General features: G+C 64.2%; 13 protein-coding genes and 2 pseudogenes. 9 read left to right on the forward strand and 6 right to left on the reverse strand.

The window, feature by feature from the left end:
- Window positions 1–28: 28 nt before the first annotated feature.
- The 4 genes and pseudogenes from LH62_RS25895 to LH62_RS25910 form a co-directional block, all read left to right on the forward strand.
- Entirely contained in the window at window positions 29–628 is a 600-nt protein-coding gene (locus tag LH62_RS25895) for a hypothetical protein (RefSeq protein ID WP_043366687.1), read from the forward strand.
- A 101-nt stretch (window positions 629–729) separates the two neighbouring features.
- Window positions 730–918 carry a hypothetical protein gene (locus LH62_RS25900; RefSeq protein WP_043366689.1) on the forward strand — a complete coding sequence of 63 codons (189 nt, stop codon included), beginning with the start codon at window positions 730–732 and terminating at the stop codon, window positions 916–918.
- Between the two features lie 77 nt (window positions 919–995).
- Window positions 996–1,445 (forward strand): hypothetical protein, encoded by a 450-nt coding sequence (locus LH62_RS25905; RefSeq protein WP_043366691.1) that lies wholly within the window; start codon window positions 996–998, stop codon window positions 1,443–1,445.
- A gap of 47 nt (window positions 1,446–1,492) precedes the next feature.
- A pseudogene (locus tag LH62_RS25910) lies at window positions 1,493–1,687 on the forward strand (GNAT family N-acetyltransferase); the annotation flags it as partial.
- Window positions 1,688–1,692: 5 nt separating this feature from the next.
- Here the strand turns inward: LH62_RS25910 and hfq are convergent.
- Window positions 1,693–2,007 (reverse strand): RNA chaperone Hfq, encoded by a 315-nt coding sequence (gene hfq / locus LH62_RS25915; RefSeq protein WP_043366695.1) that lies wholly within the window; start codon window positions 2,005–2,007, stop codon window positions 1,693–1,695.
- 770 nt (window positions 2,008–2,777) lie between these two features.
- Here hfq and LH62_RS31660 point away from each other — a divergent pair.
- Together LH62_RS31660 and LH62_RS25920 are read left to right on the forward strand one after the other, a co-directional pair.
- Window positions 2,778–5,006 (forward strand): hypothetical protein, encoded by a 2,229-nt coding sequence (locus LH62_RS31660; RefSeq protein ID WP_201445660.1) that lies wholly within the window; start codon window positions 2,778–2,780, stop codon window positions 5,004–5,006.
- A gap of 341 nt (window positions 5,007–5,347) precedes the next feature.
- Entirely contained in the window at window positions 5,348–6,715 is a 1,368-nt protein-coding gene (locus LH62_RS25920; RefSeq protein WP_043366696.1) for an ISKra4 family transposase, read from the forward strand.
- Between the two features lie 106 nt (window positions 6,716–6,821).
- On the opposite strand, the gene tnpC is transcribed toward LH62_RS25920, so the two are convergent.
- The 3 genes from tnpC to tnpA are packed head-to-tail and all read right to left on the reverse strand — an operon-like array spanning window position 6,822 to window position 9,223.
- Window positions 6,822–8,438 (reverse strand): IS66 family transposase, encoded by a 1,617-nt coding sequence (gene tnpC, locus LH62_RS25925; RefSeq protein WP_043366697.1) that lies wholly within the window; start codon window positions 8,436–8,438, stop codon window positions 6,822–6,824.
- Between the two features lie 48 nt (window positions 8,439–8,486).
- Window positions 8,487–8,834 carry an IS66 family insertion sequence element accessory protein TnpB gene (gene tnpB, locus LH62_RS25930; RefSeq protein WP_043366699.1) on the reverse strand — a complete coding sequence of 116 codons (348 nt, stop codon included), beginning with the start codon at window positions 8,832–8,834 and terminating at the stop codon, window positions 8,487–8,489.
- On the reverse strand, window positions 8,834–9,223 hold the full coding sequence (tnpA, locus tag LH62_RS25935) for an IS66-like element accessory protein TnpA (RefSeq protein ID WP_043361366.1): 390 nt from the start codon (window positions 9,221–9,223) through the stop codon (window positions 8,834–8,836). The genes tnpB and tnpA overlap by 1 nt, the downstream gene beginning before the upstream one ends.
- Window positions 9,224–9,415: 192 nt before the next feature.
- Between tnpA and LH62_RS25940 the strand changes: the two are divergent.
- Window positions 9,416–10,761 (forward strand): annotated as a pseudogene (locus LH62_RS25940) (IS5 family transposase).
- 422 nt (window positions 10,762–11,183) lie between these two features.
- On the opposite strand, the gene LH62_RS25945 reads toward LH62_RS25940, so the two are convergent.
- A complete protein-coding gene (locus LH62_RS25945) occupies window positions 11,184–11,435 on the reverse strand; it encodes a hypothetical protein (protein WP_043366700.1) in 252 nt (83 codons plus the stop codon).
- Window positions 11,436–11,448: 13 nt separating this feature from the next.
- Window positions 11,449–12,435 carry a DNA/RNA non-specific endonuclease gene (locus LH62_RS25950; protein ID WP_082012924.1) on the reverse strand — a complete coding sequence of 329 codons (987 nt, stop codon included), beginning with the start codon at window positions 12,433–12,435 and terminating at the stop codon, window positions 11,449–11,451.
- A 159-nt stretch (window positions 12,436–12,594) separates the two neighbouring features.
- On the opposite strand from LH62_RS25950, the gene LH62_RS25955 reads away from it, so the two are divergent.
- Window positions 12,595–13,299 (forward strand): hypothetical protein, encoded by a 705-nt coding sequence (locus LH62_RS25955; RefSeq protein ID WP_043366701.1) that lies wholly within the window; start codon window positions 12,595–12,597, stop codon window positions 13,297–13,299.
- Between the two features lie 57 nt (window positions 13,300–13,356).
- Window positions 13,357–13,863, forward strand: coding sequence for a hypothetical protein (locus LH62_RS30640; RefSeq protein WP_144404702.1), 507 nt, complete (start codon window positions 13,357–13,359; stop codon window positions 13,861–13,863).
- Window positions 13,864–13,960 lie beyond the last annotated feature (97 nt).

Below are 13,960 nucleotides of genomic sequence, written 5' to 3' on the forward strand. Positions count from 1 at the left end.
GCCGCGCCCCCATTCCCCGGAGCCCCTCGTGATCCCAACCCTCCCCATCACCGATGCCGATCTCGCCAACCGCAGCGCGAGGGAAGTCGTCGCCTTGCTGCAGGCCGCCGTCGTTCCCCCCGAGGTGGCCGGCACAGGGTCACTCGTGGCCCGCTTCGTGGCCAACAATGCCGTCGACCTGGTGACGGTCGCCGCAGCCGTCGCCACCGCACAGGCAGAACTCCACCAGCACCCGATCCGACTGGCCGCCATCGAGGCCGCCTGCCAACTCGATTTGGTCGTCAGCATCGCCCAGGCCGGTGACGGCATTCCCGGCGATCTTTGCGGCCGGGCGACACGCCTGCTCGCCACCCTTAAGGTCACGCCGGACTGGCTACGGACGCCGGAAGCCGAGCGTGACAGCTACCCCTGGATCGAGTTCGACAATACCGCGATGTACCTGCAGCCGACCTTCCGCGGCGGCCTGACCGGATTGCACTTCGTCCGGCGGGAGAGCGAGATCAGCGGGGTCCGACCAACCGGGAGGCCCAGTTCCACCATCGCGCCCTGCCCCCATTGCGGAACCGCGCATGCCGCCTGGGGCTGGCTCGCACCACGGGCCCCGCGAGGCGTGTCGATCGCGGCCTGATGCCAGGGCGTTTCGCCATTCGCGCAAATCGCAGCCAATGTCTGAGAACCGCGCAAGCCCCATCGCCATCCTGGCCAGGGTCGCGGTCTGGAGACCTCACCATGGATGTTCGCCACCTGCCTCGCCGCGCCGCCGACGATGCCGCGCCGCATGTGCACAGCCATCTGCAGATCCCCACGGAGATCCTGCATGATGGCCCCATCGCCCCGGTCGACCGGGAGGCCATCGCGCGCAGCTTCGCCGAGGCCTTGCGTCGCGGCATCGAGAACCGCCCCGCGAAGCTCGACTGATCGGGCCGTCCGTGGCCGCAGCGGTTCACGCCGCCCGGCCATGGTCGCACCACCCCTCCATGCAAAGGATAATAGCCATGCAGCTGCTCAAGCTCGATGACGCGACGCTCGCCGGCCTCGATGCCAAGGAGGCGACCGCCCTGGTTCTCGCGGCATGCGACCTCGACCAGGACCTCGCCAAGTCTCCGTTCGGGGAGATGGCCCGCCGCCTGGCGGAGTTGATTATTCCCATCCAATGGGCCATCGCCGCTGCGGCGGGGCAGCCACTGACGCGCGACCAGCTGCAGTCCATCTTCCGGCTCCAGCCGACCTACGACCTCGCCTCGGGCACGACCGCACTGCCCGCGAGTGCCGCCAGCCTTCGGGCAGACTTGCAGCACCTCCTCGACGGCCTTGGCGCCGATGCCGCGTGGACTGCCATGCCGCCCGACCGGCGCCGTCCCGAACCGGAACAGCTCTACGGCTTCCTCACCATGCACTTCAGCCGCGGCTTCCAGCCAACCGAGCGACCTGACGTCGCAGCCTAGCCTCGACCTGCCGCCGACGGCGAGGCGCTACTGGGCTTCGCCGTCCTGGCGTTGCCCGTGCCTTGCTGGCGGGGATCGTCCGTGACGCCAGGGCCGCCGGTCGCAGGCGGATCGAGTGGTCGACCTCCCGGGAGAATGCGGCGGCGCGAGCCCTGTACGATGGCCTCGGCGCCCAGGGAGCGGACAAGGTCTCCTACGTGCTCGACGGCGCCGCTCTCGACCGACTGGCCGACGAGATCTGACCGGTCTAGCTGATTCGGCGTCCGAGCGAGAGTCGTGTCCCCGAGGCCGGCATGTCCCGTCTGATTTCGCTCCGGGTCGAAGCATCACTGGCTTCCATCAGACCAGGTCCACCGCCTGGCATCACCGTGCTGACCGCGTGCTTGTAGACCAGTTGGGTATAGCCACTGCGGGTGAGGGCCAAGGAAAAGCGGTCGAAGGCAACGACCTTGCCCTGCAGCTTGACCCCGTTTGCGAGGAACACAGTGACCTGAGCTCCGGTCTTGATAAGCTGGCTGAGGAAAAGATCTTGAACCGAAGGCGTGGCGTCTTGCGCGACCATTTTGAAAAGCTTCCGGGTAGGGCGATGCAGTTCTTCCGCCCAGCGTGTTGCCGTTCCGGCGGCTATCGCGGCCCGATTACCACATCATCTCCGGCGCTCGCCACCGATTATGATTTCGTTACAAACACCGAACCCGCTTGTCGCGCACGTCTGCGGCCGAACAAATTTTTGGCGTTTCGCCAAGCATATACGGCTTGCTGATCAAACGCAGTCTATCCCACCGCCTGGTGCCCACGCCCGCAATGTCGTTGAGTGTTCGCCGAGTCGTCGGACATCGCGCATAGAGCCAAGGCCTGCGAAACAACCCACCACGCGCTGTCATTAACGATCGACTGTGCGGTTTCATGACCGATCCCGAGAAGCTACTGCTAGTCCAGCTCGTTAGTCGCATCGTTTTTCGCTGAACACCAATAGCCTGTGGAGGTCAGAAATTTTTTGGCGTCCCGCTTCGCGGCGCGCCCTACTCGCTGGCGCTCACCGAGCCGCGCACGCGCGTCTCGGCCCTTCGGGTAACGGTCGCTGACGCAAAGAAAGTCGCAGGCAGGTCTTCGTTTGACAACGAAGGTTAGTGTACATTCTTCATTCTTCGCAAATTAGATGACAATGAGTCACGAACTCATACTCCCAGATATCGCAGATGGATGCAGAAGAAATCCTTCTAAATTTTTCGGTAAAATTTTTTGTGAGAACTGTCGGAATGCTTCTCCGCCTGTCGCTTGCAATGTTCGTAGTCATTGGCGTGAGGTGTCTCGGTACGAAGGAGGCATCCAATGACTCAAATCGACGGCGATGACTGGCAACGCTGGCCCCTGGGGTTTATGCCACCGACCGTCCGCCCAACCGTCTGTGTAGACGAAGGCAACATCAACCAAGCATCGAAAATTGTTTGGAGATATCTGATCGAATCGAATGCGTGCAGTCAGTGGCTATTCCGCTTCGATAACGGCTTTCAGTGGGTCGTGCATGACACCTGGAATCTGGTGAGCGCGCGTCCTGTAACCTGGGCAAATATGCGTCTAATGCTATCCGAAATGTTTATTTTTGAGCGTCAGGATAATCGGCGTCATCTAAAAACTGTTGACCCGCCGATGGTTTTGGTCGAAGCACTTTTTGCGAGACCCAATCCTCCGCTGCCGACCCTGACGGGTATAAGTCCTGTTCCGGTTGTGGGTCCAACTGGCGGGTTGGCGTGCGACTTCGGATATAATCAAGACACAAAAACTTTCTTTATCCCAAAAGAAGGGTTTGATCTACCGCCGATCAACGAAGCGCCGTCGGCACCCGAAATAGCAGCGGCCGTTGATCGTTTTAGAGATCTGTTATCCGATATGCCATTTTTGGATGATAGCGACTTTGCACATGCGATGGCAACGTTGTTGGTCGCAATCCTGCGCCCAGCCATAAATGGCCCAGTTCCTCTTTTGATTATTGGAAAACCCGCACCCGCCAATGGCGCAACGCTTTTAGCTAATATTATCGCGGAGATAGTGACTGGCGCTCCTGCTCCGGTTATGGTGGAGGGCGGCAATGAGAGCGAACTGCGTAAACGCATTACGGCCACATTGCTGCGTCTCCCGGTGTTCCAACTCATTGACAATTTGCACGGGCCGCTTCGGTCACCGGCACTTGCAGCTTTGTTGACTAGCACGGTCTGGGCGGATCGGATGCTAGGCCAATCTCACATCGTTGGACTCATGAATAAAACGATTTGGATGGTAACGGGCAATAATCCGGAGGTGTCCGATGAAATCGCCCGCCGAGCCATTTGGATACGTCTCGATGCTCAATGTGCGCGCCCATGGGAAGGCCGCAGTTTCCGATACCCCCAAATAATTAATACTGTTCGCCAGAACAGGCCGTGCCTAGTTGTGGCACTTTTAACAGTGATCCAAGCATGGATTGTGCGAGATCGGCCTCTGAGCAAACGTTGCCTCGCTGGATTCGAAGAGTGGTCTGCGATTGTTGGTGGTGTTCTCGATGTCGCCGGGATCACTGGGTTTCTGCAGCAACATCATGCGCCGATTAGCGATCCCAACGAAGCTGCGTGGCGACAGTTAGTGGCCATGTGGCTCAGTGAGTATGGATATGCTGAGGTTGGAGTACACGAGCTTTACGATATTGCGCGTCAAATGGATATTCCACCGAATATAGGCGATGGGAATGAACGCTCGCAGCGGACGCGACTGGGTTTAGGCCTCCAAAAGCTGCGCGACCGCACATTTGAATTTGACAGGCATTCTGTGGCGGTGAGAGCTGAAGACTCGCATCAGAACGCGGCTCGATGGCGACTTGCAGACATCCGCATACAACCAAACAGCCCATACAACGGCGGGAACTCAACGCATGACGATCGAGTGAACCCTGGTGAGCGGGCGGTGAACAGTGAACCTAGTGAACCTAGAATTGCCCCTAGGGAGGATCATCGGAGCACAGAAGGGACGAACGTGTCGCCTGAAGGTTCACTACGTTCACCTGCCTGCACCGACGCTTCAAACGATGGTCCGTCAACCTCATCAAAGAACATTGTCCAGCGAAATCGAGTCTCGTCGATCGTGGCATTGGACCTCGGAAATCAAACAGGATGGGCTGTCCGTCTGCGGACAGGGGCGATCGTGTCAGACAGCAAATCGCTGGTCATCGGCCACCACATGGGCGCCGGTGCGAAATTTTTGGAACTTTCCAGGTTACTAGCGCAACTTGAAACGCTTTGTGGCGAAATTGACCTGCTCGTTCTGGAGAAGGTTATGTCTCAAAGTGGAACTGTGGCTGCTCAGGTGTACGGAGGGTTCTTGGCGACTATTGCCGCATGGTGCGACACTCGCGGGATCAGCTATGTTGGCGTTCCAGTTGGAACAATAAAAAAGTTCGCAACTGGTCACGGTAATGCCAGCAAAGCTATGATGATGGAATTCGCTCGCTCAAAAGGCGTTTCTGTCAAAGATCACAACCAAGCAGATGCGATCGCTTTGCTTTTTTGGACCATAGAGCACTATAAATGAGAGTCCGTATTCATACTAGTTACACCGTGAATTAGCTACTGTTACATGGCACCTTGCTGCAACGGTCGGCGGCTTGGGTCGCTTCGGATAGGATGGGGTCGGGGCGAGTCCCCCCACCCTCCAGCGACCGCCCTCTTGCCCTTCCAAGCGAACGCCGCTCGGCGGCACCACATTTCCAGACAGAAGCGTAGGGTCACCAACCGAGCAGAGTACGATGCAGGCCTGCGCGTCTGCGGCAGTCTGAACCAACTTCAACACCTCGGAGGGACTGCCGCATGATTGGGGGTGCGAGGCCGGAAGAGGTATTTTCGGGTCTGTATCCCCGTTGAGGTAGAGGCGCCGTGGCCTGGATTGTGAAGCTGGTCAGCATCGGGGCTGAGGGCGAAGAACACAGCACCGATGTCATGCGAATCGCCAGGACCAATACGCTTGCCGATCTGGGCACCCTGGGTTTGAGCCTGGCCGAAGGCAAACGGCTCCTGGCCAGCATCCAGCGGGAGGTCGTCGCCGCGCAGGCGCGGGTTCATGCCGTGCACCGTCTGGCGTGCCGCGATTGTAGTGCGTCCTGCCGAATCAAGGACTACCGCCAGCACGCCATCACCACGCTGTTCGGCCAAGTTGCCGTGCGGCTGCCCCGTTTCCGCTGCGCCAGATGTGCCACGACCGAGGCGGGCGTGGGATGGCCGCCGCACGTCCGCTCGACCCCGGAGCTGGATCGGCTGCGGGCGCAGCTTTCCGCCTTGATGCCCTATCGGGCGGCGGCCGAGGTGTTGGGGCAGCTGTTCCCGGTGGACGCCGGCGCCGATCCGGAGAGCTTGCGCCGGCATACCTTCAAAGTTGCTGAGAGCCTACCGATGCCGGTGATAGCCAAACCGACGCCTCCTGCCGAGGCCCTCGTAGTGACCCTGGACTCCACCTTCATCCGGAGTTGCGAGGACGGCGAGCGGCACTTGGAGGTCCGGATCGGCAATTTCGAGACGATGGCCGGAAGACGGCAGGTCTTCGGTGCTGTCACCAAGATCGACACGGATCCCGCAGCGTTAATCCGCCATAGCCTTGATGCGGTCGGGCGCACTGAGGGCACGGGACTGACGGCGTTCACCGACAGCTGTCCCGGACTGCGACGCATCCTTCTCAGAGCGGGCGTCGATGAGCTTCCAATGTTGGATTGGTTTCATATCGCCATGCGGCTGCAGCACCTGACGCAGGTTACCGGAGCCCTGTCCTCCGACAGTTCAGAGCGCGCGGCTGCGAAGGCGGTGATCGTCGAGGAGGTTGAGCGCCTGCGCTGGCGGCTATGGAACGGCAAGGCCAAGGATGCAAAGGTCAGCCTCGATCGCATCCGTGCGGTCATGCACTACTTCCGGGGCGAGCCGGGCAGCCGGAGATCCATCGCACCCTCGCGCAAGCTGTGGACCGCGCTGCAGGCGCTGGACAGCTACCTCGTCGGGCAGAGCGACCGGTTGGCCGACTACGGTGAGCGGCATCGGGCCGGGTTGCGGGTCGGCACGGCGCTGACCGAGGGCACGATCAACTTCCTGATGAACCGCCGGATGGCCAAATCGCAGCAGATGCACTGGTCACGGCGCGGCGCCGACCGGCTGCTCAAGATCCGCTGTGCCGTCTACAACGGCACGCTCGGCAGCGGCTTCGGGCAGCGCTTCTACCCCGCCAAGGACTTTCCCCCGCTTATGGCCGCCGCAGCCTGACCTCCAATCTCGCGGCAGTCCCCAACGTAACCAGTCGGCCCTGAACAACTCCTAACCCACTGATCTGCCTGGAAGCTTCGCCGGTTTGGAGTAAGCGTCAGCCCATTCAGGCAGGTTGACGCTGCGCCGTGAAGTTCCAGGGCAGGAGTTCGTCGAGACGGCTGATGGGATGACCATGCGCCAGGCGGTCGAGAACGGCGGCGATGTAGGCCTCTGGATCCAGACCGTTCAGCTTTGCGGTTTCGGCGATGGTGTAGATAATCGCGGCGCGTTGCCCACCTGCGTCGCTACCGACGAATAGATAGTTTTTCCGCGTCACGGCAATGCCTCTCAGCTGCCGCTCGGCGAGGTTGTTATCGATCGAGAGCTTGCCATCTTCGACATAGCGCGACAGCGCATCCCAACGGTTCAGCGCATACTGCAGCGCCTTGCCGATCGTTGACTTGCCCGACAGCCGGCGCCGCTGCTCCAGCATCCAGGCATGTAGGGTATCCAGCAGCGGCTTGCATTGTATCTGGCGCGCCGCGCGGCGCTGCTCGGGCGACTGGCCGTTGAGCGCCGCCTCGATGGCGTAGAGCTCGCCGATCCGACGCAAGGCCTCCTCGGCGATCGGTGACCTGGTGCTCTCGTAGACCTTGAACAGCTCGCGCCGCGCATGGGCCATGCAGGCGACATGCGTGATCTGCGGCGGCCTGCCGCCCTTGGCCCCGGTCAGCGCGTCGTAGCCGGCGTACGCATCGGCATGTAGCCAGCCCTGATAGCCGGCCAGGTGTTCGCGGGGCCGCTCGCCCTTGCGGTCCGGCGAGTAGTAGTAGATCGCCGCCGGCGGGCCAGTGCCGCCCCAGGGTCTGGGGTCAAAGGCATAGACCCAAAACCGACCGATGCGGGTTCGGCCGCGCCCCGGGGCGAGGACGCGAATGGTGGTGTCATCGGTCCAGATCACGCCCTGCGCCAGAGCATAGGTGCCGATCGCCTCGGCCAGCGGCCGCAGCCACCAGGCGCCGTGGCCCACCCAGTCGGCCAAGGTTTGGCGCTCGACCTCCACCCCCTCGCGCGCCAGGATGCCTGAGAGACGGTAGAGGGGCAGGCCGTCGAGATACTTCGAGACCAGCACATGGGCCACCAAGCCGGGCCCGGGCCGGCCCCGTTCAATGGGCAGGGCTGGCGCAGGTGCCTGCAGCATGGCCTCGCAGGCCCGGCAGGCATAGCGCGGCCGGATATGCCGGATCACCTTCAGCCTGGCCGGAAGCTTCTCCAGCACCTCCGTGATACTCTCGCCGAGCCGCGTCAGGCGGGCGGGATCGGTGCAGCCGCAGCGGCAGGCCAGGACGGGCTCGTGCACTACTATTTCGCGCGGCAGGTGCTCGGGCAGTGGCCGGCGCGTGGCAGGCTTGCGCTGATTGCCGGACCTGCCTTTGGTTTGGCGCTCCTTCTCCGCCGCAGCCTCGCGCTCAGCCTGGTTCTCCTCGAGGTCGCCGATCAGCATCTCAAGCTGGTCGGCCTCGGCCGCCAGCTTCTCGGAGGACCGGCCATAACGATCGTGCCGCAATGCCGCCAGCTGGACCTTCAGCTTCTCGATCTCAAAGCCTGCATTGCGCAGCTCGGCGTCACGTTCAGCCAGGGCAGCGTCGCGCTCGGCAAGGAGCGTATCGCGCTGCGCCAGCAGGGCGCGCAGCGTCTCCACATCGTCCGGGAATGCCGCGGTGTCGAGGTCGGAGGTCACGCGTACAGCGTCGCTGACCGCAGCGCGTCGCCGCAAATAAGAGGAGCGTTACCCCACAACCTCGGGCCGAGCCGTCCAGGCCGGCATGCGCCAGTCAATCCCCTCCAAAAGCATCGAGAGCATGGCTGGCGTGAGTGAAACAACACCGCTCGTCGCCTGCGGCCACACGAAGCGACCTTTCTCTAACCTCTTGGCCACGAGAACCAGGCCTTGGCCGTCCCAAACCAAAATCTTCAGCAGGTCACCGCGGCGCCCACGAAAGCAAAATACCGCGCCGCTGTACGGATCCTGCGCCAGCACCGTCTGCACCTGGGCTGCCAAACCATCGAAGCCCTTCCGCATATCCGTCGCGCCGCAAGCCAAGTAGACGCGCGTGCCAGGCGGCGGGCCAAACATCACCGGCCACCCAGTTCGGCCAGCACGCCCCGCAGTACCACCATGTCCACCCGGCCGCTGGCACGCACCGTCACACCGGAGGCAAAGCCAATCTCAATCACGCCAGGCGCCTCAACCACACCCTCCCGCGCCGGCCTCGGTCCTTCCACACGCGGCGCCTCCGGCACCACCGCCACCGGCATGAACCCCGACACCGCCGCCGCTAGTATCTCCTTGCGCCAGGTATAGATCTGCCCCGTGCTCACCCCGTTCCGGTCCGCCACCGCCTGCACCACCGCACCCGGCTGCAGGCTCTCGCGCACTACTCGCAGCTTGTCCTCGTCCGGCCACTCTCGCCGCCGCACCGAGTGGACCTCGACCCGAACGCCCCGCTCCGGGCGCGCTCGCATCGTGCCATTCCGACCGTCGTAAGAACCCGCTCCGAGCGGTTCCGCCACTTCAGCTGCGTCCGTCATGCCCACCATCTCGGCAGGCACGCCCCGTCATCTCAAGGCCGCTGACGGCTGACGCTTACGGTTTGGACGCTGTGGGATTGCAAGCTTTGATTGGAATGGGTGGCAAAGCCTGCGATTCTGGCGGGCATGAAGCATCGCCCGCGCCCACCGGAACAGGCTGACCTTCTGCGGCCGCGCCTCGTCGACATCGTCGACGGGCGGCATGAGCTGGTTCGACTGGCGGCGCTGATCGACTGGGACTGGTTCGAGCGAGAATGGGTCAGCTTCTTCCCTGCCCAGGAGGGACGGCCTGCCACTATCCCCGCTTGGTGGCGGGGCTACTTTACCTGCAGCACGCCTATGGCCTGTCCGATGAGGCGGTGCTCGCCCGCTGGGTCGAGAACCCGTACTTCCAGCATTTCACCGGCGAGGTCTTCTTCCAGCACCGCTCGCCCATCCACCCCTCGTCGCTCAGCCGCTGGCGTGGCCGCATCGGCGAGGAGGGGGTGGAGTGGCTGCTGACCAAGACGATCGAGGCGGGCCGGGCCGCGGGTGCCGTGACGCCGCGCAGCCTGGCCGAGATCGCGGTGGACACCACGGTGATGGAGAAGGCCATCGCGCATCCGACCGACAGCCGCCTCTACGAGAGGGCGCGCCGCTCCCTGGTGGCGCTGGCCAGCAAAGCTGGGATCACCTTGCGGCAGAACTACAACCGCAAGGCTCCGCGCCTGGCGGCGCAGGCCGGGCGGCACGCCCATGCCCGGCAGTTCCGCCGCATGCGCCAGGTGCTGCGCACGCTCAAGGGCTACACCGGGCGTGTCCTGCGTGACATCGGCCGCAAGCTGGGCGCCGTCACCGAAGAGGGGCTGCGGACACGGATCGAGCAGCGTATCGCGCTCGTCACCCGCCTGCTGCGGCAGACGCCGAAAAGCAAGGACAAGATCTACGCCCTGCATGAGCCGGAGGTGGACTGCATCTCCAAGGGCAAGGCGCGGGTGCGCTATGAGTTCGGCTGCAAGGTCAACATCGCCACCACGCTCACCGGCGGCTTTGTTGTCGGCATGCGCTCCATGCCCGGCAACCCCTACGATGGGCACACCCTTCCCGAGGCCCTCCAGCAGGTGGAGACCCTCACCGGATCCTGCCCAAGCCTTGCCGTGGTCGATCGCGGCTACCGCGGCCATGGCGCCCACGGCACGACGGTGCTCGTCAGTGGTACGCGCCGCGGCCTTACCCCACGCCTGCGCAAGCTCCTGCGGCGACGCAGCGCCATCGAGCCCGAGATCGGCCACATGAAGACCGACGGCCGCCTCGCCCGATGCGCCCTCAAAGGCACGATCGGTGACGCCCTCTACGCCGTCCTCTGCGGCTGCGGCCACAACATCCGCAAGATCCTCGCCCACCTGAGAGCCCTTTTGCTCGCCCTCCTCAGCAGCCTCATCCACGCAATCGCCCAGCCGGACCATCTCCCAATTACAGCCCGTGCGGCCTAACGGGGTTATTCAGGGCCGACTAACCAGCATGCGAGGGCACTGCCGATCCCTGCAACACGGTCACCTTGCGCTTGACTTCGCTTCCAGCGCCTGGGCCATCGTCAGTGGCGATGCCGGCCTGCTTGTGCTGCGCCCTTGGCGTGGCGTTCGGATCCTGCAGTCGGCGAACTAACTTGCGAGTGCCACCGAAGACGCATTGCCTGATCCGTCCTGATACCGGCCTCCTGCCCTGCCCGACCTTGTCGCTTCCGCGCGAGAACACGGCCAAGGCCCTTCAGCGCGACCGCCGTATCGTGCGTGGTAATGGCCCTAACCGCCCATGATCGTGCCGCCTCCTGACACTCTGTGCCGGGCCGGCGGCGTCAGGCAGATGCTTATCATAGCAGCTGACCCGACGGGGCTCGAAGCGCGATCAGAAGCACTTATCCGAAAGGGTTCTTGACGGTGTCGATGCTGGCTGTCTTGGTCGCCTCAGGCAACTCAGTGCCCGGTCGCTCCAACTCCGTCACCACCGCGGCGAGCAGGTCTCGCAGCGTCTTGGCATGCTGCAGACCGGCCTTGTCACGTGTCAGGTCCAGGCTGCCGAACAGCGCAACTCGGTTGAGGCGGTTCTCAATGGTGAGGTCCCCGATCTGCAGCGCGGAGGCCTCGTCGGCATAGGGCGTGAAGCTCATGGTCGTCCTCCCGTCAGCGGCGCCCCAAGACGCGATAGAGTAGATAACAGGCGATGCTTGCCGCCAACGCTGCGACGATCAGGACAAGGTTGCCGCTCCAGCCCGAGCCGGCGCTCCTCGTCGCCGGTGGTGTGACCGGGCCTGGGCTTGGGCCTCTGGTGGTGGTGGCCGGTCGATGATCTGCCGTGACCGCCGTTCCTGCTTCGCCGCAGCCACCGCGTGGGTTCTGGGGTCTTGGCTCGGGCAGCCGCATGGCGCGGGCTCGCACATCTGGGGCAAGCGTGGGGAAGGCGTCGAGGCCAGCCAAGTCGCGTAGCTCGGCTAAAGAGACGGTACGCCACGCGGTCCCAGGCGCATTCGGGGCGATGTAGGCCGCCGCCTCCCGCCGAGATGGCAGGTAAACCGCTTTGTAGAGGCTGGTCGGCACCAGCACCCGGCGGTTAAGCCGTTCAAGCTCCTTCCCCTGGAAGATCGGTCCCGTCAGCACCCAGACCTCGCCCTCCTTGAAGGCAAGATCGCGCACGGCGCTCTCGATGCGCTCCCACAGGCAGCGGTTCGAGCCAGGGTCCTGCGGCACTATGTTCGCCAGCGAGAAGCTCTCTGCCTGGCCCTCGGGCGTGGCCATGTCGCCTGCGGGAGCCATATGGCCGCGGTCGAAGCCCGAGCGGGCGTAGTCGCCGAGGCGGGCCCGCTGGTCGGGCGGCAGGCGCTCCTCCTCGTGGAAGGCACCTTCCCGCCGCAGGTCCTGAGCCTCCTTGATCCGTGCGTGGGTAAGGTGTTCGGCCGCGGCCAGTGGCGTGCGGGAGATGCCGCTGTAGAGGACGCTGTACTCCTTGAAGCACAGCTCCCGCGTCTCGGCCGCCAGCGCCGGGCGCAGGATGTCCGGCGCCACGCCCCCGGCGTGATGCTGTGGACAGGCCGAGGCCGCCGCCTGCTCAGCGCCGGGGATGGCGCAGGCCAGCAATGCGACGGTCAATAACAGCGGTCTGAAGCGGCTCATTGGTGGTCCCGGTCCGGCTCGGGCAACGCCGGGTGCCGGCGGGTCCACGGGCGCCGCTCATGCCCGGCTTCCCCGACGCCGGCAAGCCCACGCCGGTGTCCGCGACGCCCACCATGGACGGGCGATCGCTGCGCTCCCGCTTGTGCTACGGTCCTGGTCATGCAGCCTGCCGACCCGCCCTCGCCCCCCTCCCCCTCGCGCCTGCCCTGGGACTTCCACCCGGCGCTGACCGAGGAGCGGCTGCGGATCTGCGGCCGCATGCTGGCCAATGCCCGACGCGACGCCCTGGCCATGGCCAGCTACGAGTTGGGCGACGACCCATGGTCGGTCGGCTGCCGCGCCTTTGCCTTCGGCCGGCACCGGCTGGAGCGGGCCGCGAGCTCGGGCGACTACCCCTGGCTCGAGGTGCTCGACGACAGCGCCCACTTCGTCTTCGTCATCGGCGGGAACGGCAATGGCGTGCCGGTGCGCTTCTACCGCGGCGCGGCGGAGAGCCGACCGAGCGCACCCTCAAGCGGCAGGAGGTCGAGGTTCAACAGCTCTCCCTGGCGCTGGGCGAGGCGGCAGCTGAGGGGCTGGCCTTCCGCCTGGCGGTCGAGCACCGACGGTGCTGGCCGGGTGGACCGGGTGGTGTTCCTGGCGCTGCGCGGCGAGGACCGTGTCGAGTGCTTCTGGCCAGTGCCGCTGGAGCTGCCGGCTGCGGCCGCGGCGGCGGCTGGTGCTGGGGTGCAGCTGCAGCTGATCGCCGACGACGGCTATGCCGGGCCCGACGAGACTGCCAGCCGTCCGTCCCCCCTGCCCCCTGCCCTACCCCGCCGCAAGCCAGCCGCCGGCCCGCAGCGGCCGCAGACCACCCTGTTCTAGCCAAGCTTGCCGAGACCCTCCCCATGTCCACGCATCTCGCGTCCCTGAACCCGGCGAATGATGGTCGGTATCCGGATAGGCCGGTCGTTGCATCGAAGAAAATCGCAGTGCTGCAAGGCCGCGCTTAGCTTCGGTGTCTGGCGCCAGAATATGCGTAGAGCCAGTTCGATGAGCCGATGGAGGCAACAGTCGCTCCTGCTGATCTATGTCGCCACCCTCGCCGTGCTCGTCTGGCAGCGTGCTTACAACGCAGCGCAGCTCCTCGGTGGCACGGTGCTCATCGGGCAAGGAGCATGGGCCCTATGGCGGCACTCCACGCGGCGTGAGGTGGCCGGCACCAAGAGGGTTGTCTGGGGCGGATGGATCAACCTTGCCTGCGGCATCATGTTTGTCGGCTTGGCTCTGGGCCATCTCGATAACCAGCAGCAGGTCGCTACCGAACCCAAGATCATGTGCGGCGGCAAGGAATGGCGCGGCTCTGGGCGCCCGCCGGACGAGTGTGGGCTTGATGCTCTCCGACCCATGCCACTTGGACAGCCCGCAAGAGATCAGCGTGCATTATGATCTGGTGCGGATCGGCGGAGACGGCGAGGCCAAGCGTGAGTTTGCGGTACTGTCCAGAGCGCGCATGCTGTCGCTGCTGCAAGGCTGTTCTGAGCCT

Source organism: Belnapia sp. F-4-1 (assembly GCF_000802185.1).
Lineage (GTDB): Bacteria > Pseudomonadota > Alphaproteobacteria > Acetobacterales > Acetobacteraceae > Belnapia.

Coding starts and splice junctions, on each gene's coding strand:
- LH62_RS25950 (WP_082012924.1), bottom strand. CDS start 12,435: ATGAGCCGCTTCAGACCGCTGTTATTGACCGTCGCATTGCTGGCCTGC.
- hfq (WP_043366695.1), bottom strand. CDS start 2,007: ATGGTCGCGCAAGACGCCACGCCTTCGGTTCAAGATCTTTTCCTCAGC.
- tnpA (WP_043361366.1), bottom strand. CDS start 9,223: ATGCGAGCGCGCCCGGAGCGGGGCGTTCGGGTCGAGGTCCACTCGGTG.
- tnpB (WP_043366699.1), bottom strand. CDS start 8,834: ATGTTTGGCCCGCCGCCTGGCACGCGCGTCTACTTGGCTTGCGGCGCG.
- LH62_RS25955 (WP_043366701.1), top strand. CDS start 12,595: ATGCAGCCTGCCGACCCGCCCTCGCCCCCCTCCCCCTCGCGCCTGCCC.
- LH62_RS25945 (WP_043366700.1), bottom strand. CDS start 11,435: ATGAGCTTCACGCCCTATGCCGACGAGGCCTCCGCGCTGCAGATCGGG.
- LH62_RS31660 (WP_201445660.1), top strand. CDS start 2,778: ATGACTCAAATCGACGGCGATGACTGGCAACGCTGGCCCCTGGGGTTT.
- LH62_RS25905 (WP_043366691.1), top strand. CDS start 996: ATGCAGCTGCTCAAGCTCGATGACGCGACGCTCGCCGGCCTCGATGCC.
- LH62_RS30640 (WP_144404702.1), top strand. CDS start 13,357: ATGATGGTCGGTATCCGGATAGGCCGGTCGTTGCATCGAAGAAAATCG.
- LH62_RS25900 (WP_043366689.1), top strand. CDS start 730: ATGGATGTTCGCCACCTGCCTCGCCGCGCCGCCGACGATGCCGCGCCG.